Annotated in this window: 23 protein-coding genes; 9 read left to right on the forward strand and 14 right to left on the reverse strand. The window is 47.8% G+C overall.

Going from position 1 to position 24,924, the window contains the following annotated elements; translation table 11 throughout:
- The first annotated feature begins 104 nt into the window (after nt 1-104).
- The 3 genes from VJ249_05265 (at nt 105) to VJ249_05275 (ending at nt 2,499) form a co-directional block, all read left to right on the forward strand.
- The gene (locus tag VJ249_05265; protein ID HKZ93972.1) at nt 105-299 is read left to right on the forward strand and encodes a 50S ribosomal protein L38e; all 195 of its coding nucleotides are present in this window, start codon (nt 105-107) and stop codon (nt 297-299) included.
- Between the two features lie 84 nt (nt 300-383).
- Nucleotides 384-1,697, forward strand: coding sequence for an MFS transporter (locus tag VJ249_05270; protein HKZ93973.1), 1,314 nt, complete (start codon nt 384-386; stop codon nt 1,695-1,697).
- Nucleotides 1,698-1,755: 58 nt separating this feature from the next.
- Entirely contained in the window at nt 1,756-2,499 is a 744-nt protein-coding gene (locus VJ249_05275; GenBank protein HKZ93974.1) for a class I SAM-dependent methyltransferase, read from the forward strand.
- Between the two features lie 25 nt (nt 2,500-2,524).
- On the opposite strand, the gene VJ249_05280 is transcribed toward VJ249_05275, so the two are convergent.
- From VJ249_05280 to tgtA, 6 genes are all read right to left on the reverse strand, one after another.
- Nucleotides 2,525-3,922 carry a TldD/PmbA family protein gene (locus tag VJ249_05280; GenBank protein HKZ93975.1) on the reverse strand — a complete coding sequence of 466 codons (1,398 nt, stop codon included), beginning with the start codon at nt 3,920-3,922 and terminating at the stop codon, nt 2,525-2,527.
- On the reverse strand, nt 3,919-5,367 hold the full coding sequence (locus tag VJ249_05285) for a TldD/PmbA family protein (protein ID HKZ93976.1): 1,449 nt from the start codon (nt 5,365-5,367) through the stop codon (nt 3,919-3,921). The genes VJ249_05280 and VJ249_05285 overlap by 4 nt, the downstream gene beginning before the upstream one ends.
- Before the next feature lie 82 nt (nt 5,368-5,449).
- On the reverse strand, nt 5,450-5,992 hold the full coding sequence (locus tag VJ249_05290; protein HKZ93977.1) for an archaemetzincin family Zn-dependent metalloprotease: 543 nt from the start codon (nt 5,990-5,992) through the stop codon (nt 5,450-5,452).
- A gap of 22 nt (nt 5,993-6,014) precedes the next feature.
- The gene (locus tag VJ249_05295; protein ID HKZ93978.1) at nt 6,015-7,265 is read right to left on the reverse strand and encodes an MBL fold metallo-hydrolase; all 1,251 of its coding nucleotides are present in this window, start codon (nt 7,263-7,265) and stop codon (nt 6,015-6,017) included.
- A 93-nt stretch (nt 7,266-7,358) separates the two neighbouring features.
- Nucleotides 7,359-7,958: a PHP-associated domain-containing protein gene (locus tag VJ249_05300; protein ID HKZ93979.1), complete on the reverse strand. Its 600-nt coding sequence runs from the start codon at nt 7,956-7,958 to the stop codon at nt 7,359-7,361.
- Nucleotides 7,955-9,586: a tRNA guanosine(15) transglycosylase TgtA gene (gene tgtA, locus VJ249_05305; protein ID HKZ93980.1), complete on the reverse strand. Its 1,632-nt coding sequence runs from the start codon at nt 9,584-9,586 to the stop codon at nt 7,955-7,957. The genes VJ249_05300 and tgtA overlap by 4 nt, the downstream gene beginning before the upstream one ends.
- 192 nt (nt 9,587-9,778) lie before the next feature.
- Here tgtA and VJ249_05310 point away from each other — a divergent pair, with 192 nt between their 5' ends.
- Together VJ249_05310 and VJ249_05315 are read left to right on the forward strand one after the other, a co-directional pair.
- Nucleotides 9,779-10,891, forward strand: a complete 1,113-nt coding sequence (locus VJ249_05310) for a DegT/DnrJ/EryC1/StrS family aminotransferase (protein HKZ93981.1) — start codon at nt 9,779-9,781, stop codon at nt 10,889-10,891.
- 51 nt (nt 10,892-10,942) lie between these two features.
- A complete protein-coding gene (locus VJ249_05315) occupies nt 10,943-11,344 on the forward strand; it encodes a hypothetical protein (protein HKZ93982.1) in 402 nt (133 codons plus the stop codon).
- A 16-nt stretch (nt 11,345-11,360) separates the two neighbouring features.
- On the opposite strand, the gene VJ249_05320 is transcribed toward VJ249_05315, so the two are convergent.
- The 3 genes from VJ249_05320 to VJ249_05330 are packed head-to-tail and all read right to left on the reverse strand — an operon-like array spanning nt 11,361 to nt 14,039.
- On the reverse strand, nt 11,361-12,443 hold the full coding sequence (locus tag VJ249_05320) for an LLM class flavin-dependent oxidoreductase (GenBank protein ID HKZ93983.1): 1,083 nt from the start codon (nt 12,441-12,443) through the stop codon (nt 11,361-11,363).
- A 16-nt stretch (nt 12,444-12,459) separates the two neighbouring features.
- Nucleotides 12,460-12,879: a Zn-ribbon domain-containing OB-fold protein gene (locus tag VJ249_05325; protein HKZ93984.1), complete on the reverse strand. Its 420-nt coding sequence runs from the start codon at nt 12,877-12,879 to the stop codon at nt 12,460-12,462.
- Nucleotides 12,880-12,884: 5 nt separating this feature from the next.
- Complete coding sequence (locus VJ249_05330; GenBank protein HKZ93985.1) at nt 12,885-14,039, reverse strand: thiolase domain-containing protein; 1,155 nt, start codon at nt 14,037-14,039, stop codon at nt 12,885-12,887.
- A gap of 203 nt (nt 14,040-14,242) precedes the next feature.
- Between VJ249_05330 and VJ249_05335 the strand changes: the two genes are divergently transcribed.
- Complete coding sequence (locus tag VJ249_05335; protein HKZ93986.1) at nt 14,243-15,610, forward strand: hypothetical protein; 1,368 nt, start codon at nt 14,243-14,245, stop codon at nt 15,608-15,610.
- Nucleotides 15,611-15,639: 29 nt separating this feature from the next.
- Here VJ249_05335 and VJ249_05340 read toward each other — a convergent pair whose 3' ends face one another.
- Together VJ249_05340 and VJ249_05345 are read right to left on the reverse strand one after the other, a co-directional pair.
- Nucleotides 15,640-16,254 (reverse strand): MBL fold metallo-hydrolase, encoded by a 615-nt coding sequence (locus VJ249_05340; protein ID HKZ93987.1) that lies wholly within the window; start codon nt 16,252-16,254, stop codon nt 15,640-15,642.
- Entirely contained in the window at nt 16,226-16,738 is a 513-nt protein-coding gene (locus tag VJ249_05345) for a hypothetical protein (protein HKZ93988.1), read from the reverse strand. Before VJ249_05345 ends, VJ249_05340 begins: the two co-directional genes overlap by 29 nt.
- 107 nt (nt 16,739-16,845) lie before the next feature.
- Between VJ249_05345 and VJ249_05350 the strand changes: the two genes are divergently transcribed.
- Complete coding sequence (locus tag VJ249_05350) at nt 16,846-17,691, forward strand: GNAT family N-acetyltransferase (GenBank protein ID HKZ93989.1); 846 nt, start codon at nt 16,846-16,848, stop codon at nt 17,689-17,691.
- Between the two features lie 9 nt (nt 17,692-17,700).
- On the opposite strand, the gene VJ249_05355 is transcribed toward VJ249_05350, so the two are convergent.
- Entirely contained in the window at nt 17,701-18,501 is an 801-nt protein-coding gene (locus tag VJ249_05355) for an ABC transporter permease (protein ID HKZ93990.1), read from the reverse strand.
- Nucleotides 18,498-19,418, reverse strand: coding sequence for an ATP-binding cassette domain-containing protein (locus VJ249_05360; GenBank protein HKZ93991.1), 921 nt, complete (start codon nt 19,416-19,418; stop codon nt 18,498-18,500). The genes VJ249_05355 and VJ249_05360 overlap by 4 nt, the downstream gene beginning before the upstream one ends.
- Nucleotides 19,419-19,652: 234 nt before the next feature.
- Here VJ249_05360 and VJ249_05365 point away from each other — a divergent pair, with 234 nt between their 5' ends.
- Together VJ249_05365 and VJ249_05370 are read left to right on the forward strand one after the other, a co-directional pair.
- Entirely contained in the window at nt 19,653-21,722 is a 2,070-nt protein-coding gene (locus VJ249_05365; protein HKZ93992.1) for a hypothetical protein, read from the forward strand.
- A gap of 75 nt (nt 21,723-21,797) precedes the next feature.
- Nucleotides 21,798-23,309, forward strand: a complete 1,512-nt coding sequence (locus VJ249_05370; protein ID HKZ93993.1) for an exo-alpha-sialidase — start codon at nt 21,798-21,800, stop codon at nt 23,307-23,309.
- Nucleotides 23,310-23,332: 23 nt separating this feature from the next.
- Here VJ249_05370 and VJ249_05375 read toward each other — a convergent pair whose 3' ends face one another.
- Entirely contained in the window at nt 23,333-24,862 is a 1,530-nt protein-coding gene (locus VJ249_05375) for an acyl-CoA dehydrogenase family protein (protein ID HKZ93994.1), read from the reverse strand.
- Nucleotides 24,863-24,924 lie beyond the last annotated feature (62 nt).

A 24,924-nucleotide genomic window follows, 5' to 3' on the forward strand; every position in this document is an offset into this window, starting at 1 on the left:
GTCAACGGAATATGTCAACGCCTTCTTCAGACATCGCGCCTACAACCGCAACAGATAATACATTGCCCAGCACATTCATGGAAAACACAGAAGAGGGCTGAACCATGCCTCGTGAAATCTTCGAAGTCGACAAATTTGTTGCAGCCGCTGAAAGAGCTGAATACTGCGCCATCAAAAGACTAAAGCGAACTGTTAAACTCAAGATACGAACACCAAAGACCTTCTACACCATCAAAGTTGACCCACCTAAGGCTGAAGAAATCATAAAGAAACTCAGATGCGAAATACGCGAAGTCTGAGGCATCTTCCACCCACGACAAAGCTTTATACATTTACAGCGTGTCTAGGTTTTAGTTTCTGCATAGCATATTGAAAGTGGCTGCATGGCGCTTAGAAGACTCTACAGTGGCGACGTTCTGGTATTAGGCGCAGTTTCATTCATAGAGGCTCTTGCCTTCTCAATACCCTTTTCCTATTTTCCAGATTATGCGCTATCTCTCGGTGCTTCCGTTGCTTCCATCGGATTATTCACATCAAGCTTTATGGCAGCTTCCGCCCTGCTCTCCCCAAAAATCGGAAGCGTCTCCGACAAGATTGGAAGAAAAAGGATCATGCTCTGGGGCTTGTTCGGAGACGTCATATTTGGCGCTCTCACTGGACTTGTGCCAACATGGCATTGGCTTCTAGTAATCAGAACGCTTAATGGAGCTGTCACAGCCGCTGCCACATTGCCCGCTGAAGCATTACTAATCGACAAGGTTCCAGTTCAACGAAGAGGAGAAGCTCTTGGGTTCGTGTCATCTTGCGCCATAATCGGAAGAAATGTAGGCCCAGCCTTTGGTGGATCAACACAGTTTATTGCCTCACAATTTCTGGACGAGATAAGCAGCTACAGAATCCCATACTTTGTAGACGCCGCATTCGCAGTGGTAGCTGTGATTCTGGTCGCTTGGAAAATCACTGAGAAAACCACAGACACGCAGAAGCAAGGTTTAAGCGATGCACGCATGCGTCCAGACGCCCCGTCTTCACCTTCCGAGACAAAGATCAAGGTGCAGTATTCACGGGCATTCAAGATACTTCTAGTCACCGCGTTTGCAAACGGCATTGCTCTAGGCTTCATACTGCCCCTCATCGCGCTTTTCTTTCAAGACAAGTTCGGCCTTGAACCCATTATGATAGGCTCCGTCATGACAGCTGCAGGTCTTGTAGGGCTGCTCGCAAGTTGGATTGCAGGGCGGATTTCCGACAAACTTGGCAGAAAACCTATGATAGCAATTGGGGGTTTTTCCTCGCGCTTCTGCGGTTTTGTACTTCCTTTTACCGGCGATGTTGGGCAGGCTACGCTATTTCTTTCAATTCGCTCGTTGGGCTTCAACATTTTTATGCCGGCGATGCAGGGTTTGAGGGCGGACCTCGTACCCAAGGAGGTTAGGGGTAGACTGTTTGGATTGTACAACACTTTCTTTACAGCGGGAGACATTGTGGGTCCAATTGTGTCGACTTTGCTTTACGACCTGTACAGGTTCACATCGTGGAACATTGGAGGCTTATCTGTACCCGGATATGGCATACCTTTCTACGTCAACTCAATTCTCGGAATCATAACAACCGCCATACTGCTAGTGTATGTACAAGAAACGGTTGACGTTAAACCTCGGGGCAAAAGAGCACCAGTTGGCATTGAAACTTCATGAGAATCAGAATCAACAATTCCGCCGTGATTCAGGCGTTAATATAAGAGCGACATGAGATATGTCAATTCACCGAGTTGCCCAGTTGAGAAGAATATCATTTGACCCCGTTGCCCAAATATTCGACAAGACAAGAGGCCCGCCAGAACACGTCATGAAGCAATTGCTAAACATGCTGGCAAAAGAGCTGAGCGCGTGCAGAACCATCCTAGACGCTGGCGTGGGCACGGGCAGATTCGCGAAGCCCTTGCAGAACAGAGCATTCGAAGTTGTCGGCATCGACATCTCTCAAAAGATGCTAAGCGTTGCCAAAGAAAAAGGCACCCAAGACCTGTTCCGGGGAGACATTTGTGCTCTTCCTTTCAAAGACGACTCATTCGATGCCGCAATCTGCAATGCCGTTTTGCATCTTATTCCTGAATGGAAAGCCGTTCTGAGGGAGATTCGCAGAGTTACTGCCGGGGTCATTGTTTCGACAATTCATGAACGTGACAATCCAATGCGAGACGCCTACACACATCTACTGGAAAATCACGGATACAAAATGCCCAAACGAGAAAACCCAGTACGCGACTTGATGGATTCAGTTACGCCTTCAAAGTCCATTCACGTAGCTTCTTACTACGTCGATGTTGAAAAGAGTCTCAGCCACATGAACAAAAGGGTCTTCTCGTTTCAATGGAGCATACCAGAGAGCACGCACACGGAAGTCATGAGGGAACTAGAAAGAGGATTCTCGGGTATGAGGTTGCGTCAAGGAATACGTATTTCGATATGGAATAGCGACGACTTGGCACATTTGTAAAGGTCAGGCTCAGTGATTCGGCAGTTTAGTATTGTGTTGCTCCAGTGAACCTCAACTTTCGCAGCTTCATGCTTGGAGTCGTGCTGTCACTAGTTCGCTGCAGGTCTTTGCCCATCATTGGAACGTCTTTCAAAGCTGAAAGCATGCTGTCCGTGTAGCGAAGATTCATAATAGGCTTGCTTAGTTGACCGTTTTCAATGAGGAACGTTCCGTCTCTAGTTAAGCCTGTGAGGATCGCCTTTGTAGGATCAACTGGATTCGTATAGTGAAATCGTGTAACAAAGATTCCATGCTTTGTGTCTTCAATCATCTCGTCCATTGAAGCATCGCCGGAGCGCACGATCAAGTTGATGGGAACTGGCCTCATCGGACCAAATAACCCGGCCATAGGTGGAGGCGAATGCCCGGTGCTCTTTTTGCCTTTCTCTTTTCCTGCTGTGAACGAGTCGTAGCAGATGCTCTTTTCAGAAACCACGCCCTTATCGATTAGTTTCATGGGCTTTTTTGGAACCCCTTCGCCATCAATAGGCGTAGCATATAAGGTCAAAGGGTCCCTTGAATCATCTTTCACAGAGAGTTTGTCGTCGAAAACCTGTTCTCCCAAGTGATACTTCACAAAGGATTGACCGTCTTGGTAGGTGGTGGCTGAAAAACCCATGAAGCTCAGGAAAGTCACGAATGTGGCAGCCGCACGTGGACTCAGAACAACTTCGTATTCACCAGGCGCGAGTTTTTCGTGGTTCACGTTCTTCGCTGATTTTTCAGCTGCCTCTTCTGCAGCTTGAATGTGGTCGATCTCCTTCACAAACCTTGAGTATTGTTCAGCTGAGCCAAAGCCTTGAGAACCAGCGACTTCGGATATCACTGTTACGTTAACGCTTGCAAGCGACATTTGCGCCCAAGCTGTGACTCCAAGCGAGTTAGCGATGGCGAAAGACGATGCTCCAGTGCTATAGGATCCAGCTACAGCCTTCACATGCTTAGACTTTGAATGAGCGGTTTGTATTATATCCCTGACTTTGTCCGCTCTGAAGCTGGGTGTGCAGGTGGCGGTTTTTGGATCATGTGCTCCTCTGATTGGAGACCATTTTTGGGGCGTGGGCAAGCTTTTGAAGTCTTTGTTCGGAGGCGTAACCTTCGCTATCGTAAGGGCTTTTTCCACCGCGTCCTCAATCTGCTCTACATTCAACGTGTTAACTGACAGCGTTCCAATCTTCTTTTTCGTCACGACCTTGATGATTATGCCGCCGGTTCTTGAAGCCACGTTTTGATGGATTTGCGAGTTGGCAAATCGTGTCAGAGCTCTATCTGCAAGAAAAGACGATGCCTGCGCTTGATCCGCTCCTTTCTTCAAGGCGACTTTAACCGTCTTTTTGGATAGGTCAAGAAGCTCTTTTGTGTCCATCTTTTCATCATTCCTCAACGGAGTACACCGACCCTTGTTTTTCGGAATCTAGCCGTGCTGCATCCGTGCCCCACGTATATTACTTGTCCCGGGACTCCTTTGCCACAGTTCGGTGTGCCCCACATTTTCCAGTCGTTCTTGCTGACTGCGTCGCAACTGCCCCAGAAAATAGGCGTCATGCCTGTGTAAGTGGGGTTTTTGAGAAGTTTCCCTTTGCTTCCGTTTTTGATTTCCCAAGCAATTTCTGTGCCGAACTGGAAGTTGAGTCTTCTGTCGTCAATGCTCCACGACCGGTTAACCATCATCAACACTCCATTTTTTGTGTCTTCTATGATTTCATCTGCTTTCCAGCTTCCGGGTAAGAGGTTGATGTTGGTCATGCGAATCAAAGGCAGCGCGGTTGTAGACATCGCCCTCATACCTCCACTGCTCTGCTTCAGTCCTAGCTCTGCAGCAGTCTCTCGAGAGGTCTGATATCCCACAAATAAGCCGTCTTTGATCAGGTTAACGCATGTTGCAGGTGTTCCCTCATCATCGTAACCGAAAGTTCCCAATCCGCCTGACACAGTGGCATCAGCAACTATATTCACGCTTTCTGAACCATACTTCAGTCTGCCCAACTCGTCCGGGACAAGAAAACTGGTGCCTGCATAATCGGCTTCCATGCCAAGTGCTCGATCAAGCTCGGTTGGGTGTCCGCAGCTTTCGTGAACCTGAAGCGCAAGCTGGTCTCCAGTAAGAATCAAGTCCGCGTCGGTTGAAGGGCACTTTTCCGCATCGAGTAACTGCACCACCTCGCTGCCCACTTGCTTTGCGTGATCTGGCAGCACCAATGATTCAAAGAACTCGTAGCCGCTGGTGCTGAAGTTACCTCTGAATGAGGCGGGAAACGATCTGCGCTGCACTTCTCCATTTTTGACAGCAACGGCTTCTAAGCCTCCGCCACACCATGTTACCTGTTGGTTAACCTCGGCGCCCTCGGTGCTCATGAAGAGCTTGTTCTCTCGAAAAGCCCGGAAAAACGCGGAAGAAGATTTTATCAGGTCAGACTGTGTGGCTATGATGCGTTCTGCGGCTAAGAGAACCTCTATCTTCTCCTCTAAAGGTATTTTGAAAGGGTCTTTTCTCATAGGCGCAGTGTACTTGTCTTTTGAAGCTTTTTGCGATGTCAGTTTTACATTTTTCTTCTTGAGTTTTGCACTGGCTTTGGCGATGCTGACCGCTGTTTTCGTTGTTTGCATAGCTTCTTTCTTGTTTAGGAATATTGAACCTGCAAAACCCCACGCGCCGTCAACAATAACTCGGACGCCCATTCCACCGGCTTGTCTTAGACTGACCTCATCAGGCAATCCTTTCTTCACGGTTACATGCTCGTCAAAAATCTCTCCAATCCTTACGTCTGCGTATGAAGCGCCATTCCTGCCTGCCGCTTCTAGAACTGTCTTTCCAAGTTCGTGTGACATGCTATTTCGCCTTCGCAGAAAATTCTGGTTACGGCGTTCAACGCTTATGTGTCTTGTGATGAAAAGCTGACGTCTTGGACAGTTATTTTTCCATGGCTCGGTGAACCAGTAGGTGGCAGTCATCACAGAATCCGACGCCCTTTTTATCGGTGTCCTCAATTGAAAGCGAGAAAAACATGACGCAAAACGGGTTCTTGCAGTGTTCCAAACCAAGCGCGTGTCCAATCTCGTGAACAGCCTCTTTCAACGCTCGCTGCTGAAACAACTGTTTATTCGGCGCCGCCCCATGGAATTCAGGCTTAAGCCGACATAACGAAACTAGCGCAACTCTCCCTGGGCATCCTGCTTCTCCAAAAACAAAGTTGTAGTTGGGCACATACAAGTCAACTTTGGTCACGCCCAGAATGTAGTCAGCTTCAACCTTCTCTGCGTACCGATTGATTTCTGACAGAATTTGGGTGGAATGATGCTGCTTTCTAGCGGCATTGTATGTTTGGCGCGTCAATTGCATCGGTTTCTCGACGCCCGCAGATTCGGTTTCTGGAAGAACTGCTTTTAGCCCGTCTTGAATGGCTCGTAGAACGTCGATGTCGACTTGTCCCACGGGCATGATGGCTATTTTCAAAACTTTGTTTTCCCTATCTGGTTTATACCGTGAAAGCGTCTCCAGAACGAGGCGCCACGGCTTCAAACCCTGTCTCATCCTTGACCCATTTGGCGAAGCGTTCGCAATTGCCTTCAGCGCCATGCATCACATACACTTTGGGGTTACCTTCCAGTTTGTTTATTGTTTGCTTTAGCTCGCTGGCGCCAGCGTGAGACGAGAAGTCAAAACGCTCCACACGCGCCTTGATCTTCTGCATCCTGCCATCGATTACGCAGTGTCCTTTCTCAAGCAGTTCATGCCCAGGAGTGCCCGGAATCTGATAACTGACCAAGAACACGGCGTTGCGATGCTTTTTTCCGAGTTTTTGGATGTAAAACGCAGCCGGTCCACCTTTCAACATGCCTGCAGGAGAGATGATCACTCCAGGCTTATTCAGCGCTTGGCGTCTGTCGCGCCAATCTTCCACATTGTCGCCTGAACGCACAGCGTCCATGAAAAGGCGTGGGTCACGCAGAAACATAGTGTAGTTGGAGAGTATGCGGTTGGTTTCCCGCGTCATGCCATCGATTGTTATAGGGTACTCGAAATGATACGCCGCTAACACGCATGCAATTTCTTGCGAACGCCCCACACTGAAGGCAGGAACCAACACAGTGCCACCGTTTTCAACCACATCAATAATCTTCTCCACGAACTCCTTTTCCAGTGCAACTCGTTCTGGATGATCTTCGTTAGCATAAGTAGCTTCTACAATAAAGGCGTCGATGGTGCCGTAATTTTCATCTGCAGCTTTGAGCAGCTGAGTGCTTATGGTGTTGTAATCGCCTGTGTAGACTAGGCGTTTGCCATCTGCCTCAACTAAAGCTTGAGCGCTTCCAGGCAGATGACCAGCATCCAAAAGCTGCAACTGCATGTCTCCAATTGCGCGGTTTTCTCGATAACCCAGAGGCACGGTGTTGCGCATCATGGAACGTAACTCAAGGTACTCAAAAGGCAAGTAATAACCAGAAAGATGAATAAAATCCGCGATCAATATCTGCGCTAACTCAAAGGTCAAACGCGTGCCAAAAACAGGCTTCTGCTCTTGAATGTGAAAAATCGGAACCGCACCCGAATGATCAAGATGCCCATGTGTCATAACAACACCGTGTACTTCTTTCGGAGGCATGTGCATGGGAAAGCCGGGTTCATGATCCATCATGACGCCGTAATCTAGCAAAAGCTTGGTCTTCTCCGTCATCACTGCCACAGCAGAGCGTCCAACTTCACGAGTGGCGCCCAAAAACTGCACTTTCAATGAACAGCGGTCACCATCCAATAAACATCTGCAAATCTGCGATTGCTATTGTTCTTTCACAGATAAGATGAGGAACCCGAATTTAAATCATCCCTTGGCTAAAACTGCTTTTACCTTATTGTTCTTGATTGCCTTCAGTATACTGTCCACATTTGGATCTGCATCAATCTCTGTGTAAGCTTTCCACATCTGGCTGACATGGTGAGCGTCGCTTCCGCCTACGCCGGGCAGATTCGTTGCCTTCGCCAACATATCAGCCATGCGAGTTTCTTCTTCGGTGGAGTCAGGGTTCAGAACCTCGATGGCGCCGAGTCCACTGGGGATTCTCTTAGCTGCATCTCTGATGCCGCCTCCACGAAACGGATGGGGCACAATTAAGACTCCGTTTCTAGCTTTGGCGAAATCTATGACGCTTTCGAGACTTGCCCAGTAGGCTGGTTTCTCTGTCACGCCAAGGACGATCACGTCACCTAGCGTGGTGCCCACCTCTACCCCGGGAACAATCACAACATCTGGATAGGCGGCTGCAAACCTGCGCACGTGAAGGTAGCCTTCCAAAGTGTTGTGATCGGTTATAGCCACGCCTTTGACAACTGGATTTGCATTGAGGGAATCTGCCACGTACTTGGGGGTAATTGAAGCATCAAAAGAAAACCTTGTGTGTAAATGCACATCAACGCAAATCATGCTTGTTCGCCTACTGCCTTCTCCACTGCTTCAGATAAACTGTTTACTCCAACCTTGTTCCAAAGACGAGTTGGACTTAAGACTGTTACGGGGACTTTTCTTTCTTTGCACACTCGTTTGACCGCCGCAGCTATTCTTGTGCCCCAAGTCTCACGGTTGCTGAGCAATACAACCTTTTGGTAATGCCTCATCTTTATGTAGCTCTTAACTTGTTCATTCACGTAGGTGATTGTTTCGTCGTCTAGTGGAAGCGCCACCTCATACTGCGACAATGGATACACTTCATCAATCTCTATTGGCACAACTCCAAAAGGCGCTGCATAAGTACACACGTGAATCAAACCCATCTTGTCTCCAAGTCTTCGCTCGATTTCCTTGATAACTCTTGCGTGTTCTCTTGACTTGTGGAAAGGTTTCATCCTAGTTTGCGGCAACAATAGCAGCACTTTGGCATCGCGCGGGGCAACGTACCTTTCCCTAAGCCTTTCTGCGTGGCGCACAACCTCTGGCCGCGCCAAGTCGACTCCACTGTAGAAGAACAAGCCGCTGGCTTTAGAAACGGGAGACTGAGCTTCAAAAAGATCTGAATATCTTCGGAGCCGTTTTAATGCAGTGAAAAGGGCAGGATGTGCATGAGACTGCATCTCCAAGTGTTCCCATAGTCGACCTTCTACAATTGCCTGTTTCGTCCGCTTAATCTCGGCTAGACTCACGTATAGGTTGTGTTGAGCAAGAAATCTTTGGCGCTTTGGTTTAGGCATACCTTTGACTTCAGCTGGATTTTCCCGTCTGCACATAGGGCACGAGCATGGGAAATACTCAATTTCCTTCAGTCTCAGGGTTCCAGTGTTAGTCATGTATCGGTCTTGTCGAGCGAAAAGCGCATATGCCGCAGAGTCAAACATGTCGCACCCCAAAGCGATAGCCAAAGCAAACATAAACGGATGCCCAGCACCAAAAAGGTGAAGCGGGCGGTTTGGAGGAAGGTTACGTTTAGCCACCAAAATCATGTCCACGAGCGTGTCAAAGAGATACTGCTCCATAACCGGCGTGGGACTTCCCAAAGCGTGAACTTGGAACGGCAGCTTGCTCATCTTCTTCGCTGAATGGGCAACTAGGTCAAGGTAGGCGCCTCCCTGAACTGGGCCAGTCCACAAAATATCGTCACGAGTCTTAACCTTGGCCAATTCTTCTGCTCTTTTCAGCGTGTCTTCGACAGTGCGCTTTGCATATTGCTGGGAAACGCCCCACCCAGTGGGTACATCAAGAATGACCGCGATGTCTGTGTTGATGCTCTCTTGAAACTGAATTATCTCTTTGTTGGTTGTTTGAACATCGCCGTACATGAGGGTCTGGTAGGCGCCTGAATCGGTCATTATCACGCCGTCGTAGTTTAGAAACCTGTGAACGCCCGTTTCTGCAGCTTTTGCTTCGAAACGCTTCTTGATGATGTAGGCATTTGTCATCAACGCTGTGCAACCGAATTCCTCACGCATGGCTTTCGGAGAAATCGGCTGTATTGCAGGATTCACAACGGGCAGCAAAACCGGAGTCTCCACAACACCACTCTTAGTTTCTAGTCTTCCAATTCGAGCAAGCAAGTCTCTAGATCTGATTTCAAACGCCATAAGCTAACCGCAAACCATGTGACGAGATGCTTCAGAATAGCACAGTTTGTTATAATACTATTTCTTCACTCACCAACCCACGGCGTTCCTGAAACACGAGTGTTACCGCGTCTACTGCCTCAACCTTAATCGAATTTCTAATAAGCATTAGACACACAATCTTCAACCAAAAGCCAGACATTAGTGATAGCGATGCGCAAGATGATCCCCGTGAATCTGCCCTCGATCGGTGAGGAAGAAATCAGGGCGGTCACAAAGGTTATGAAAAGCCGAATCCTAACAGGTCGTTTTGGCAGCGGTCCTATGGCAAAGCATTTCGAGGACAGCTTTGCCAGATTCGCGAAAGCAAAGCATGCTATAGCTGTTAATAGCGGAACCGCAGCCTTGCACATGTCATTGTGGGTTGCCAATGTCAAATCCGGAGACGAAGTCATCTTGCCCAGCTTCACGTTCATAGCTACAGCTGAGGCAGTTGCACTGGTTGGAGCAAAACCAGTTTTCGTTGACATAAAACCAGACACGTACAACATTGACCCAGCAAAAATCGAGCCAGTAATTTCGAATAGAACCAAGGCGATCGTCCCGGTGGACCTGTACGGACTCCCAGCAGAAATGGACAGAATTAGTGAAATCGCAGGCAAACACAAACTCACTGTGGTCGAGGATGCAGCTCAAGCTCATGGAGCCTCCTACAAAGGCAAGCTTCCAGGTCACTTCGCCGATACGGCTTGTTGGAGCTTCTACGCCAGCAAAAACATGACAACCGGCGAAGGTGGCATGATAACAACTAACAACGATGAGTACGCCGAAGAGCTGCGCCTCATAAGATCACATGGCGAAAGAGAAGAGTACAGCGCTGCCCTGCTGGGACACAACTATCGAATGCCCGAGATCGAAGCTGCAATTGGAATAGAGCAGCTCAGGAAGCTCCCATCATTCTTTGAGAAAAGGAAGAAGAATGCAGCAACACTTACAGAAATGCTGGAAGATGTTAAACAACTCGTTCTGCCCGTTGAGCCAAAAAGTTGCCAAAGCAGCTGGTATCTGTACACAGTCAGGATTCGTAGAGGTGGCGCGAAGGACAGAGACAGAATAGTTGAAGCCTTGAGAAAGAAAGGCGTGGGCGCCACGGTATATTATCATACCCCTATCCACCTGATGCCGTATTACCGCCAAAGCAACGCACACAATCTGCCTGAAACAGAGAAAGCAGCCCAGCAAGTGTTTTCGCTACCCGTTCATCCCGGCTTGAAGCCTGGCGACATCAACCATATTGCCAACACTATCAAGCGAGTGTTCAGGTAAGAAACTTTTTAGTCCTCTTTCCCATGAAAACTCATGAGCGTGCTTCTCTAAGTGAACCAAGAACGTTTCAAAGCTTTGCTTCCAACCCTTTCCCGCATAGCATTGTTCATACTTGCCCTAATCGTAGTTGACGCTGTGGGCTTGGGCCTCCTCTTCTATTTTCGAGGAGGATTTCAATATGAAGCGTTCATGGAGTCTCTAATACTTTTCATGCTGTTAGAGGGTTGCTTCATCGGTGCAGCAGGCGCCTTCATGTTCTTCGGCTTCAGCGGGGGCAGAGCTGAGAGCAAAGCTGCTAAGAAGACAGATCTCGACCCAGCCACTGCGCAAGGGCAACAGCGCCAGTTGAGTGAAAGACGCGCGTCGCAGCAACGATGGGCGATTTCAATGATAGCCGCAGGTTTACTGCTGATCTTCATCGGGTTTCTCACGAGCACTCTTGCCCAAATCTAGAAGATGCAGCAGAACTTCAGTGCTTGTGTTTAAAGTGCGGTATAACCTTCTCAGCAAAGAGTCTCGAAGTTTCTTTCAACTCGCTTGCAGAAACCTGGAAGTTTATCACGAAGTGCCGACAGCCAGCCTTTACATATTCGTCGATTTTCTCTATAGTGTCATCTGGCGTGCCGATGATGTAAGGCGACTTGTCCACAACCTCGTCTGGCAACTTCTGCGCGGTTTCCATCCAAGCTTTGGCATGCTCAGGGAAAACCAGCTTGAAAGTCATCTCATAATCGTAGGTTGGCGGTTTGAAACCCAGCTTCTCAATGATTTTCGGCCTAGAAAGCAAGAGCATCTTCGCCTGTGGAAGAACAGCTTTTCTCGTAGTTTCCTTATCCTTTCCTATAGCAACGTATGTGAAGTGGGCGGGTTCTATGGCTTCGGGATTACGCCCAAACTGCTTAGCCATAGACTTAATTTTCGCCAGATCTTCCGCGTATTCGCTCGCAGGTAGATTGGCTGGAAGCCATCCGTCACCGTATCTTGCCGCCATCTCCATTGTCCGAGGCGAACTGGCAGCTACGAAAATGGGCACTGTGGGTCTAAACTTGGTCTCAGACACGGGCACTGAAGGCTTGGGCTGAATGAAGGCTTTCTGCAGTTTGTAGTAGTTTCCATTGTAGTCAAAGAAGTCTTCACTCCAAAGTTTCCTTATGATTTCAAGCGCCTCCTCCGTTCGAGCTATAGGCTTGTCGTAGGGTATGCAGTAGGGCACAAGGTTCATGGCTTCTCCTATGCCTATGCCCAGAATTGCCCTGCCGCCAGAAATAACGTCCAACGTGGCCACTTTTTGGGCTAACACTGCAGGATGATAACGGTACGTGTCGCTTACTCCAGTCGCCAACTTTATCCTCTTAGTATTGACAGCGAGAGCTGTGAGTGTGCTCCACGCTTCAAGCGCGTCCCATCTTCGAACTCCCGTCGCGACTATGTGGTCAGGTGTCCAGTATGAGTCAAAACCTACTTTTTCAGCCGACACAGCTACATCAAGTATTGTGCTCCACGGATAGTTGGGACCTTCAACTCCAAACATTATTTCGTCTTTTGAAACCATGCTTTGCGCCTCTTCGCTAGACTGCAGCCTTAAACTCATAGGCAATTTTGTCATGCGGCAGTTTGACAGGAGCAAGTTGAAGCCTAATTCCGGGCCTAACTTTATCATCGCTCATGTCTTTGCTGAGCCTAGCTAATATTTTCAATCCTTCCTTAGACTCTGCAATGGCTAGGATGTAAGGAGTGTCGTCTTCAAAGCCTGTGGGAGCAAAATACGCTTTAGAATAAGTCAGCAAAGTCCACTCGTTGCTTATCTCCTTCCAGCTCATCTGGTCTATGGAAAGGCAGTTGCTGCAGTCCATTCGGGGTGGAAAATACACTTTCTTGCAAACTCTGCACTGAGTTGCTTCGATTTTTCCTTTTTCAAGATGATTTACGAATTCCTTCACCTTGGTCTCGGCTGTGTAGTTGACTTTTCCAAATTTTTCGAAACCCACTGCTGTCACCTGCTGAATATAATTACATTTCCGTAAAGACCTACACCACCAATATTATGGACGAGACCTGTTTCCGCGCCTTTAACCTGCAGTTTTCCAGCGTCGCCTCTAAGCTCCATCACAATTGTGCGCACCTGTGAACCTCCGGTAGCGCCGATCGGATGACCTTTGCCAAGCAGTCCACCATCAATGTTGACTGGCATATCGCCATCAATGTAGGTTTGAGCCTCTTCAACTAGTCTGCCGCCTTCTCCGGGTTTGCAGAAGCCCAAGTTCTCATAAGCCATAATCTCAGCTGTAGTAAAACAGTCATGCACTTCAGCCACATCGATGCTTTTAGGCTCAACACCAGCCATTTTGTAAGCCTGCTTCCCAGCCTCAACAGCGCAGTTCAAACCAGTTAAACTTACCTTGTTAGCCAACGAAAGACTGTCACTTGCAGCGCCCAACCCGATGATATTGACCGGCGTGTCCGTCATCTTCTTCGCCTTGTCGCCGTTAGCCAAAATGATACATGAGGCTCCGTCAGCGTTGGAGCAGCAATCGTAAAACTTCAATGGCGCAGCTATAGCCCTCGCTGTCAGGCATTCTTCAAGCGAGACTTCACGTTGAAATATGGCTTTTGGGTTGAGAGCCGAATATTTGCTGCTTTTGACCTTCACCTTTGCCATTTGCTCCTCAGTCATGCCATATTTCTGCATTCTGGCTCGTGTGAACAAGGCATATCCAGCCGGCATTGACAAGCCGAAAGGAGATTCCCACATGATATCAGCGCCTCGACCCATGCGTTCCTGAACTTCAGTTGACGACAACTCTGACATTTTTTGGAATCCGATCACTGCGACCATGTCGTTTAGTCCAGATTTGATCAAACCGTAAGCGGCTCGAATGCCAGTTGTACTTGAAGCGCACACCGCTTCAACATAAAAGGTGGGCTTAGGATTCAAGCCGAGATACTCAGCGATGGCTCCTGCCGGCGACCTCTGCTTGTCGTATTCGGGAGCTGAACATATTATTGAGCCATCTATATCTTGAACCTGAAGATTCCCAGCATCGATTATGGCTTCTTTGAAGGCTTCAAAACAAAGTTCCTTGATGGATACGCCACAGGCCTTCGTGAACGAGGTCTGCCCCACTCCAACAACTGCAACGTCGCTCATGATCATCCCGCTGGAACCATAATTGCAGTTTTGCCGATTTAATTAATCTTGCCCAAACAAGGCTGGCTAATGGATGACGGCTTATAGCATACTGTCTATCAGGGCGAGGAACCTATAATCCAATAAAGCTTTAAAAAGAGCCGCGAAAAGCATTTTAGGCACAGTTCTGCAACAAGACAGATCCACCGAAGAGCCTTGAAACCATGTCTGACCTAATTCTCACGCTGATTCAGGATTTCTTGAAGAACTCCAAAAGCTCTGTAGATGCTCTTCTCAAGGGGCTGGACAACTTCATAGGTGAAGAACCTGGTAGGGCGTCCTTCTTCATTGTTGAAGAAAATAATAGAAGGCAGATTCAATTGGGCAAGGGACACTTCTTCCTCAGAGCGTCAACGGAATATGCGAACCCACAACTGACACTTGAGGAACTACAGGGTATCATTGCGGCTCGACTGCTCGAGACCTGCAGCAACTACATGGTAGAAAAGAAGACAGCAGATATTGGGCAAAGCGACCTCAGTGAGATTTCTGAAATGCTGAGGAAGCCGCCGAAAGGTCTGGTTATCCCGTTCCTGCTCAACACTGATGATGTCGAGCCTGACCGGTATTCGATAAACCCGTTAAGAGCCTCCATCGTAGAGAGCGGTCAAAGCGCATTTCCAGCAGCTTCAGTGGTTACGCATGACTTGAAGGTCGATAGCAGCTTCCTGACAAAGTATGAGGGTTCACTGATTTCAAAAGACGAAGTCGACTTGATAGAGCGGCATCTCAAAGGTTCAGCAGAGTATCTAGATTTTGTCGACGCAGTGAAGTACGAGATACTTCAGAACGCCTCAGAGGTTCTTGGAATAAACCTGTGCATCCCAGCTATCAGAATGCCGCTAGGAGTGTTGAAAAAAGAAAAGCCCAAAGACCCTATGCACAGCTTGATTTCAGATAGCCACCGAGACTACGACACGATCAGAACCATATACGAACTGATGGGCAGAAACATTAGCAAAAGAAAGACGCTACTACTAACGGTGCCACACTCGCCTAAGGGATTCGGGTCCAAACGGGCGGCTCAAGGAAGCCTCGTCTTTAAACAGGAAAAGTTCGAACAAGTCAAGATTCAGTACAAAACAACACCACTCTACGCCAACGAACTAGATGTACATGAAACTGACGTGAGCGTCGCCAAAGCAGAAGACAGTTTTTCAGTTGAGGCGCACAAGATCGAGAATTATGAATACCATCAGACGCCTTCGTCACCCCAATTCGCCTTGTATGCAGTTTTGTCGCCTGAAGATGCCTCAATCTGGCATGGCATAGGCGTTTTCGGCGGCGTGGAACTCGTAAAGAGCATTGTCTCTGTCCGCTCAGCGCGTCTAAGAAAAGAAGTCTTTGAAGGGGTCAGTTGCCGAGGCAACAAAGCACCCATGCAATTCAATCTGGTTCCTGAAAAAATGTGGCGTCACCCGAAGCTTGGAAACATAGACGCCAGTGTAGGATGCGTTCAAGACTTGAAAACCTTGTTGCACACAGGAATATGTATAGAGCCCTTGTCCGTGGAAGAGAGACTGAGCTCATAATTGAATTGCGGTCAGTTCAATCGTGGCGTTCAAGGTTCTTTCATGAATTCGATGAACTCTGTTAGCGTGCGCTTTTCCAGCGTATAATTAGTTTTTCGCTCATCGCCGATGGTTGAAATCGGTCTGCTGCCATAATCGTGTCCAGGATAGACCTCAACATTGTCATCGAGCGAGAGTATTTTGTCGAAGAGAGAGTAGTACATGTCTTTTGCGCTGCTACTTGGCAAGTCGGTTCTGCCGCATTCGCCTACGAAAAGCGTGTCTCCAGTGAAGAGTTTGCCGTCAACTAGAAGGCATATGCCATCAGCGGTGTGACCGGGCGTGTGAATCACTTTCACTTTAAGCTTGCCAACCTCAAGGTCGTCTTGATCCTTGACAGCTACGTCCTTTGGGCGTGGTGATTTGACGTGCGCAACTATCTTGGCGCCAGTTTTTTCTTTCATTTGGCTGTTGCCAGCAGTGTGGTCTCCATGCGAATGCGTGTTGAAAATGTATTTTACGTGAACCTTGAGTTGTTTAGCTTGTCTCAGAATTTTGTCCACGTTGGATCCAGGGTCAACAACCGCTGCTTCCCGGGTTGCTTCGTCTCCGAAAATGTAGGCGAAGTTTTTTCCTTCACCGATGGGAATTTGCGCTAGGATCATGATTTACACCTACTGATTTGGCCAAGCGGGCTAAGTCTTTTTCGTTCATCCACTCAGTTCGCAGGTATGCGTAGATTTCTTTCTCGGTCATACCGAGCCTTCGGGCTTCTTTGACCGCGTGCTTGTAGGCTTCGATTTCTGTCGGCCTGTCCACGTAGTCGTAGCTCATATCGAAGAGCTTCTTGCCTTGCATGCATTGTTTCACGTGGACCAACTCGTGAACTATGTCCAAGTAGATGTCACGATCAGTTCCGCTTTTCAAGTAATATGCGCTTACTATGAGGTGGCCGTCTTGCTCGTCTACGCCCATGTAACCGCGTCGAGACACAAACTCCACTTTAAGGTCGCTTAGGATTTTTTCTGTTTGGTCGCCGAATATTTCGCGGACTGCCTCAACGTTTTCAAATCCTTTGAAGTAGTCCATGAATTTGTGAAGCACGATGTTTACGTCGCGGGTTATTCTCACGTTGATAAACGCGGACACCTCATTAAGATTTCACTGATTGAGTGGCAATCCTTTTTATAAGATTATTCTTTCAAGCAGTAGAAGTGACACCAATGCCTAAGTAATCCAGCAGGTTGGGCTGTTAGATGCAGGAAATCCGAATAAGAAAAATGGCTCCTAACGATTTTGCCTTCGCAATCAAACTAACGGACACAATGAACTGGGACTTGACAAGAAAAGACTTCGAATTCATGATGAATCTGGAACCCAGAGGTTGTTGTGTGGCTCTAGATGAAACCCGGAGAGTGGGGTTAATAACCACGATGCATTTTGGCAGAGTTGGCTGGATTGGAAACGTGATAGTTACCCCTAGCAATCGTTCGAAAGGAGTCGGCGCCCTACTGGTGAAACATGCAATTGACTATCTGGTGGGGGAATCTGCAACCACGATTGGTCTGTATGCTTATGTGGACACTGTGCAGTTCTATGAGAAATTGGGCTTCAAAGCCAACTCCAACTTCATCCGTCTCGTGGGACAGGGGTTCAAAATGGATCAGTACACCGAACGGATAGTGAGGATGGCTGAACGTGACCTTGAAGATGTCGCCCGCTTTGATGAGCGTTGCATGGGATGGAATCGTGAACCATTGTTGAAGCGAATATTCAGAGATTCCAAGGACTTGTGCTATGTTGCCCGGGACAGCAATAAACTGCTTGGCTTCATAATGGCAGACTCGTACAGACAAGAAATTGGACCGTGCGTGTCTAGCCCACGGAAACCAGAAGTAGCCATTAACCTGCTTAGGGCTGTGCTAGGCACATTTTCTGGACTGGAAATCCGCGTAGGCGTTTCGGAGAGCAGACTAGGAATCGTTGAGGCTCTCAGAGAGATGAAGTTCCAAGAGGAATTCAAAGTGGTGAGAATGTACTGGGGGCAGGTGCTGAAAGACAAGGGCTGCCTTCTAGCTATGGAGTCTTTAGAAAGAGGGTAAGTCCAGACGCTATTTGACTAGTCTTTTCTTCATCATGTTTATCGACAGGACAAAGAAGAAAGGCGTTGTAACCAGAAACCAAGCAAGATTGAGCAGTAAAGATGGGTTTAGTGCGCCTGCTGTTAGCGCTCTTGTAAGCGTCACAGCATGAGTTAATGGAAACAGAATGCTGGCTAAGGTCTGCACCTGCATTGGAAGCGCGGTGATAGGAAAGAACGTGCCGCTTAGAATAAACATGGGAGTTATGAACAGGAATGCCGGGTAATTGAAAGAATCTATGTTTGGCGTTATTGCGGTGAAACACATGGCTATCGCCGAAAAAAGCAAGCCCACAAGAAAAGCGAGAGGCAGAATTGCCAAAAAGAATGGACTCTTGACAAGTCCAAAGAGAGAGATCACAACAAGCACTATGGCTGAGTTGATGAGGCTTTTTGTGGCGCCCCACAACAGCTCACCTGCTATGACTTCTTCGAGGCTTACAGGCGTGGCTATTATGGCGTCGAAAGTCTTCTGGTAATACATCCTTACAAATGAAGCGTAGGTGCATTCGAAAAACGAGGCGTACATCATCGACACAGCTACGAGCGCTGGAGCTATGAAAACGTCGTAGCGTAAGCCTTCAGGTAGTTGAACAAAGCTGCCCAGTCCTAAACCTAAACCTAGAAGATATAGTAAAGGTTCAATGAGCGGTGGGATGAAGTTCACTTTGTAGGTTTTCATGAAGACGTCTTGGTCTCTTCTCCACACATGCCATACTCGATAACTCAGTTCGGGAATTTTGAAATATGAAGCAATTCTGCTGGCTTTCATTCCTTCAATCGTCTCCCTGTGAGTTTTAGAAAAACGTCTTCAAGGTTGGCGTCTCTAATCATTGCTGCTTTGAAATCGAATTTGCGCAGAATCTGAGCGAATACGCCTTTGGGCTGATTGGTGAAAACCTGAATTCTGTCAGCGACCACATCAAGCCGAGCATCTGGGAAAGTCTTTTTGAGGAATTCCATAACTTCTTGGTCGTAGGCTACTTCCAGAACCTCTTCGCCTGCATGCTTTCTAATTAGATCCGCTGGCATGCCTTCCTCGATTATTTTTCCATTATCCATGATTAACAAGCGGTCGCAGAGTTGTGCAGCTTCCTCCATGTAGTGTGTCGTCAACACTATTGTAACGCCTTGCTTCTGCAGACTACGGGTTTTGTCCCAGATGAGATGGCGTGCCTGAGGGTCGAGACCTGTGGTTGGTTCATCCAGTATCAGGATTTGCGGCTCGTTTATCAAAGCTCTGGCCAGAATAAGCCGACGTTTCATTCCAGCTGACAGTTGATCGATCCGCACGTTGCGTTTCTCTTCCAACTGCACAAATTTCAGCAGTTCATCTGCCCGTTTCTGGGCAACAGCTTTAGGAAGATCGAAGTAGCGCGCGTAGACAATGAGGTTGTGGAACACTGTAAAGTCGGGATCAAGATTGTCTTCCTGAGGGGCAACTCCGATCATGCTCTTGATCTCCCTCGCTTGCCTAGTAACGTCCATGCCCGCAACGGTTAGGTTGCCAGCTGTCAAGGGCAGTACGCAGTTAGCCATCTTGATGGTAGTGGTTTTTCCAGCGCCATTCGGTCCTAAGAAGCCGAAGCATTCGCCTCTGAACACGTGAAAGTTTATGCTGTCCACTGCCATCAGGTCGCCGAACTTTTTGGTCAGAAGCTTTGCTTCAATGACAACCTCGGACTGCATGGTTCAGTTACCCAACACTCATTCGTCTCATAGACTAGATTGCGCTATCTTAAGAAAATTCCCTTCTCCCATCCCAGTTGGAACTACTCAGTGCTGGTGCAGATTGTCAAATGCAGATGCAGGCAATGGTCAGTTCAATGGAACTGTCTTCTGGAATTTAATACCACAAAGCCTTAACTTGTTATCATTCTTATAATGTAAAACATAATATTCTATAGTGAGAGGAAGAGCAGATTGGAAATAATGGAAAACATCATTGTCACAGGAGACTCGAACAGACACAAATTTAGATTGTCAGTTAATGTGTTTATCGTGTTGCTTGTCTCATCAGCGATTCTTCCAGGGGTCTTCATCACCCCAGTTAACGCTCAGGGTGATCCTTGGAGCGACGACGATAGCGATGGAATCCCCAACTATCTGGATGTGCCAGAATTCTATACACGGTACGCCATAGACGAACTTTCAATAGCTCATGAAACAGCGGGTGGAGTTTGGGAAGTTAAAGTTTTGTGGGTTGAACCATCTGGCATAGGTGATTTCAATATGGCTGTTAGCCGTTTAGGAGTGAACGGGTCAGAGCTCTATGAAGTAACGCAGGTAGGAGTTATAGAGCTAGACAACCTCCTCTACAGGCTAAATCTGATACCAGAATTTCTAAATTGGCTGAGCCGGATCAATCTTGTAAACAGTTCATTGATACCAGAGGTAACTCCTTTTCTTACGTCTTTGACTTCTTCTGATGGCAAATTCCGAATTATGCCCGTCCTCCAGTACAAACGAGATTTGCCCAACCTTGCGGTTTACCCTGAACTGCGGTTAAGCATGTACCTGCTGAATGGTAGTAGCCTTCCTGCGACATTGCTTCGCGACCACGTGAACACGTTGACTCCAGAATTCTTTTCAGGAGGTTCTCATGGTGGGCTGGAAGGAGTGGCAATGGTGGGTACACAGCCGGAGAATAGTGATGGTAACGGAGATAAGAACGATGAAAAAGGCATCTTGGACCTGCTTGAGGAGATTTGGGACTTTATAATGGGCGGAGCAAACGTAGGCAGTCTTGCTGATGTTCTCTTGGGAAAACTCGTCGACGAAATCATTGACGAAATCAAAGACATCTTAAAAGAAAAGAAGTGGTTCAAAAAAATATTTAAACTTGTCAAAGCAGTGGCGAAGAAGCTTCCTTGGATGAGATTTGTGGGTATTGTAAAAGAAGTTTTGGAGAAACTTGAAATTCTCGATTTACCATGGTGGTTCCCTGATCCTCCAACGCATGCGTTATCCACTGATAGAATTGATATTCACCTGTATGATATGGCTGGAAACCATTTGTTGGGAATAGACTATGCCACAAACATCACTACCTATAGTGGTCCTTGGGGATTATACTTTGGTCCCCAGCCTTGGTTCCAGCTAATGTTGATTTCTACAGAAGCCATGATAAAACCATGTCGTATCGAGTTTGTTGCAAAAGGTTCACTCGAAGCTAAAGGAACAGACGTCATGATGGAGGAATCCAATCCAGGCCCAATAAGCGTTGTTCATTCTGCTGGGTTCTTGATGCCTGATGACTCTGACAGCGGCAACATATATCTTGGAAGCCCAATGGCTGCTAACGAACTGAACATTGTTGACCCCCTTATATATCCTCAGTCTCCTGGACCATACTTCTTCTTCAGCCCAGACACGGAACACAGGTTGACGCACAAAGTGACGGACGAGAATGATACAGCTGTTACAGATGCAACTGTCACTGGAAGATTGTCAAATGGCACGCACACATTCTACTATCCATTCGTGAGTCTCGGAGACGGAAATTATACTGCTTTGATCGATGTGTCAACACTTCACGGTGGCTACATGCTTGATGTCGTTGCAAGAAAAGAAGGCTTTCTACCTGGTAACGTCGAGACACTCTTGATCAAATATCCAGGCTATGCCGACTTAAGTGGCAGAGGCGCATGGCCAGAAAAACGCCGCTACGACATCTCCAACGATGCTCCACCGAACGGCGACGGATTCGTAACCCTTTACGCTCAAGTTGAGAATCTTGGAACTCGACCCGTGAAGGTTCAAGTTAAGTTCACTATATTCGACGAGTTCGGTATTATAGCAGATGAGGTTCTAGTGGCTTTCGAACACGGAGATTATACGCTAGGCATGGTGATGGGAGTGGACTGGGCAGGTTACGAAGCAGAACAAAGATACCATGTTGAAACTCAAGTCTGGTATGACCACAATGGAGACGACGTCGTAGATACACAGGGGACAAAAACAAAGGCTTTCAGCATCATGGTAGTACCCTAGAAACACCATTCTTACTGCAATCTTGTGCAGACGATGAAACAATCTTCTTTAAAGCGAATTGGCGTTTATTCAAAGATGCACAACAAACTTGCTGCGGCAGCTATCATAATAACTACTCTGATAATCACGCCCTTCTCATCATCAGCATCATGGTCTAACGAAACAAGATTGACCACTGATTCAAACAGCGACTGGCGACCCTCAGTTGCCTACATAAAAGACGGAAAAACATGGGTTGCTTGGCATTCTTATCGAACAGGGCTTGCCGACCTCTTCTACAAAACCACATCCAACGATGGAGCATCTTGGTCGCCCGACACGAGACTCACTTTTGATCCAAGCAATGATGTGCATCCAGCAATCATGCAAACAAGAATTGGAGCTATCTGGGTTGTTTGGGCTTCAAACCGAACAGGGAACTTCGACCTCTTTTACAAGACATCGTCAGACAATGGCGTCTCGTGGTCCGCTGAAACTCAACTTACAACCGATTTGGGCAAAGATATACTTTCTTCGACAGCTCAGACAAATGACGGACACATCTGGGTGGTGTGGATGTCCACAAGAAGTGGAAATGATGATTTGTTCTACAAAACCTCAGTTGACAACGGACTTACATGGACCGGTGACCAACAACTAACCCAAGATTCGGACGATGACAGGGCACCATGTGTGACTCAAGTCCAGAATGGCATAACGTGGGTTGTCTGGTCGTCCAACAGGCAAGGCAACTTTGAGATTTACTACAAGACTTCTTCCGACAATGGCGCGTCATGGTCAGGCGAGGCACGGCTGACGAGAGACCCAGACTTCGATTTGTTCCCCTCGATTGCACAGGCAAGGGATGGCACGATCTGGGTTGCTTGGGACTCGGACAGAATATCCTATAGGGGCGACCCACAAGATGACCTACTCTACAGCATCTACGACGGCGTCACTTGGTCAAGCGACACTCAACTCACAACTAATGAAACAGATGACTTCATGGCAAGCACAGCTCAAGGAAAGACAGAACTCTGGGTTGTTTGGGTCTCAGATAGAACTGGCAACTACGAAATCTTCTACAAAACTGTACATATAACAGCTCACGATGTTGCTGTCACTAGCCTTTTAACTTCGCCTACTAGGGCGTACATAGGGCAGCAGGTTTCTGTAAGCGTAAATGTTGAAAACCATGGCGACTACATGGAAAACATAACAGTCAGCCTGTACTCCAAGTTGACATCCGATTCCTTAATTGGAGCACAAACCGCAACCTTGGCAAATGGAACAAGCACTACGTTGACTTTCACATGGACACCAAACATGACAGGCCTCTATGAAATCCGTGCTGAAGCCATGATCGTTTCCGGAGAAATTGATACAGACGACAACATCTACACGAGAAACCAGCTGCTCGTAACGATTTCAGGTGACATCAACAACGACCGAGCAGTCAACGTTCACGATCTATTCACCGCAAGCAGAGCCTACGGCTCCGACGAAAACAGCCCCAACTGGAACTCGGATGCAGACATCAACAACGACGGAACAGTGGACACATTAGATATAGAAATCACAAGTGCCCACTGGGGGCAATCATGGTAAGAGATACGTAGATCTTAAAGAAATCAAAAGAGTAGGCTTTTGTCCACCCAATCGGGATACCATTGGTAGTATGTTAACGGTTTGGCTTGCTTTAGACCTTTGAACGTTGCTTTTGCCAACGCGATGTTGCCTTTTCTGTCCTTGTACAGTTTGACCAACGCCTTAGCTTCGAGCGCCACTAGGAGTTGGTTGAGCTGATCGTCGTTAATGCCTGCGAAATGCTCTTTCATGTCTGCTCTGCTCATGTAGAGTCCAGGGTTAACTCTGTAGTCTTCTGCCAACACCTCTAGCAGTGTGGTCTCGTTCGCTTCTTTCATGACTGCTGGTTTCGTTGTTGAGATTGGCACACCGAGTTTGGGATGTATGTGACGATGTGGCATCTTCAGGTCTTCTGCCATGGCTCGAATTCCTTGCCGATAAAGAACCATACGCATCACCTCACTTGTCCCCGCGCCAAGCTGATTCACTTTGGCGTCTCTCCTGAAAGTCTCAAGAGGATAGAACTGAGTCCAACCGTCACCGCCCATCACTTGCTGAGCCTCTGTCATCAATCGTTCATATGCTTCTGAAGCGTACAGCTTGGCTAAGCTAGCTTCGGCGGCGACATCTACCTTCATGTCCATGAGATAAGCTGCATAGTATGTGAGGAGACGTGCAGTCTTCAACTGAGCCAAAATATCGGCAATCTTGAACTGATTCACTTCAAACTCGATGGTCGGTTCACCAAATTGGATGCGTCTCTGAGCATGCCCAACCGCGTATTTGATGGCTTCCCGCATAGGGCCAAGCATCCCAGCTGCGAACAGATTGCGCTCGAAGTTCAATCCGTCAACAACAACCTTCCAGCCCTCCCCTTCTGCGCCTAATCGATTGGCAATAGGAACCGTCACCTCATCAAAGTCTAGGCAGCCATTCGGCAAGCCGACCCAACCGCCGAGTTCATTGATTTTCTCCACGGTGAAGCCTTTCGCTCCTTTCTCAACCATGAAGGCGCTTAAGTGAGCATATTTCGCCCGGTCTTCAGGGCGCTCGCTTGTTTTTGCGTAAACGCAGTAGATGTCCGCCGTGCCCGCGCTACTTATGAACCGTTTCTTCCCATTCATAACGTAAACGTCGCCTTCACGCACGGCAGTGGTTTCAATTCCTCCTGCGTCAGAACCTATGGACGGTTCGGTGATGCAGATGGCGCCTAGCTTGCCCTTGGCAATCTGAGGCAGCCAGCGTTGCTTCTGTTCCTCACTGCCAAAGTGCAGAATCTGCTCTGTGCCGCCAAACATTGTGACAGAATAAGCAGCTGTCAAAGCGGCGCAAATGCGGGATAGCTCCTCAGCGATTATGCAGCACCCTGTTGTACCTGTTTCTGTGCCTCCATAGGCGGCTGGGATAGGTGCGCCAAACCAGCCTTTGACGGCAACTTCCTTTAAGAGACCAGCGGGAAATTCTTTGGTCCACACTATTTCTTCGCCTTTAGAAAGATTCTGATCTGCAAACGTCTTGACTTCCTCAGCCAGCTTTCTTTGTTTCTCATTCCACCATGGATACATTTCTGTCATGCCTTTGCACCTGCAGTGGGAGTATCAGAATTATGTTGAGCATACTTAAAACTTGCTTAGAC

The organism is Candidatus Bathyarchaeia archaeon, assembly GCA_035283685.1.
In the GTDB taxonomy this organism is placed as follows: Archaea; Thermoproteota; Bathyarchaeia; order Bathyarchaeales; family Bathyarchaeaceae; genus DATETJ01.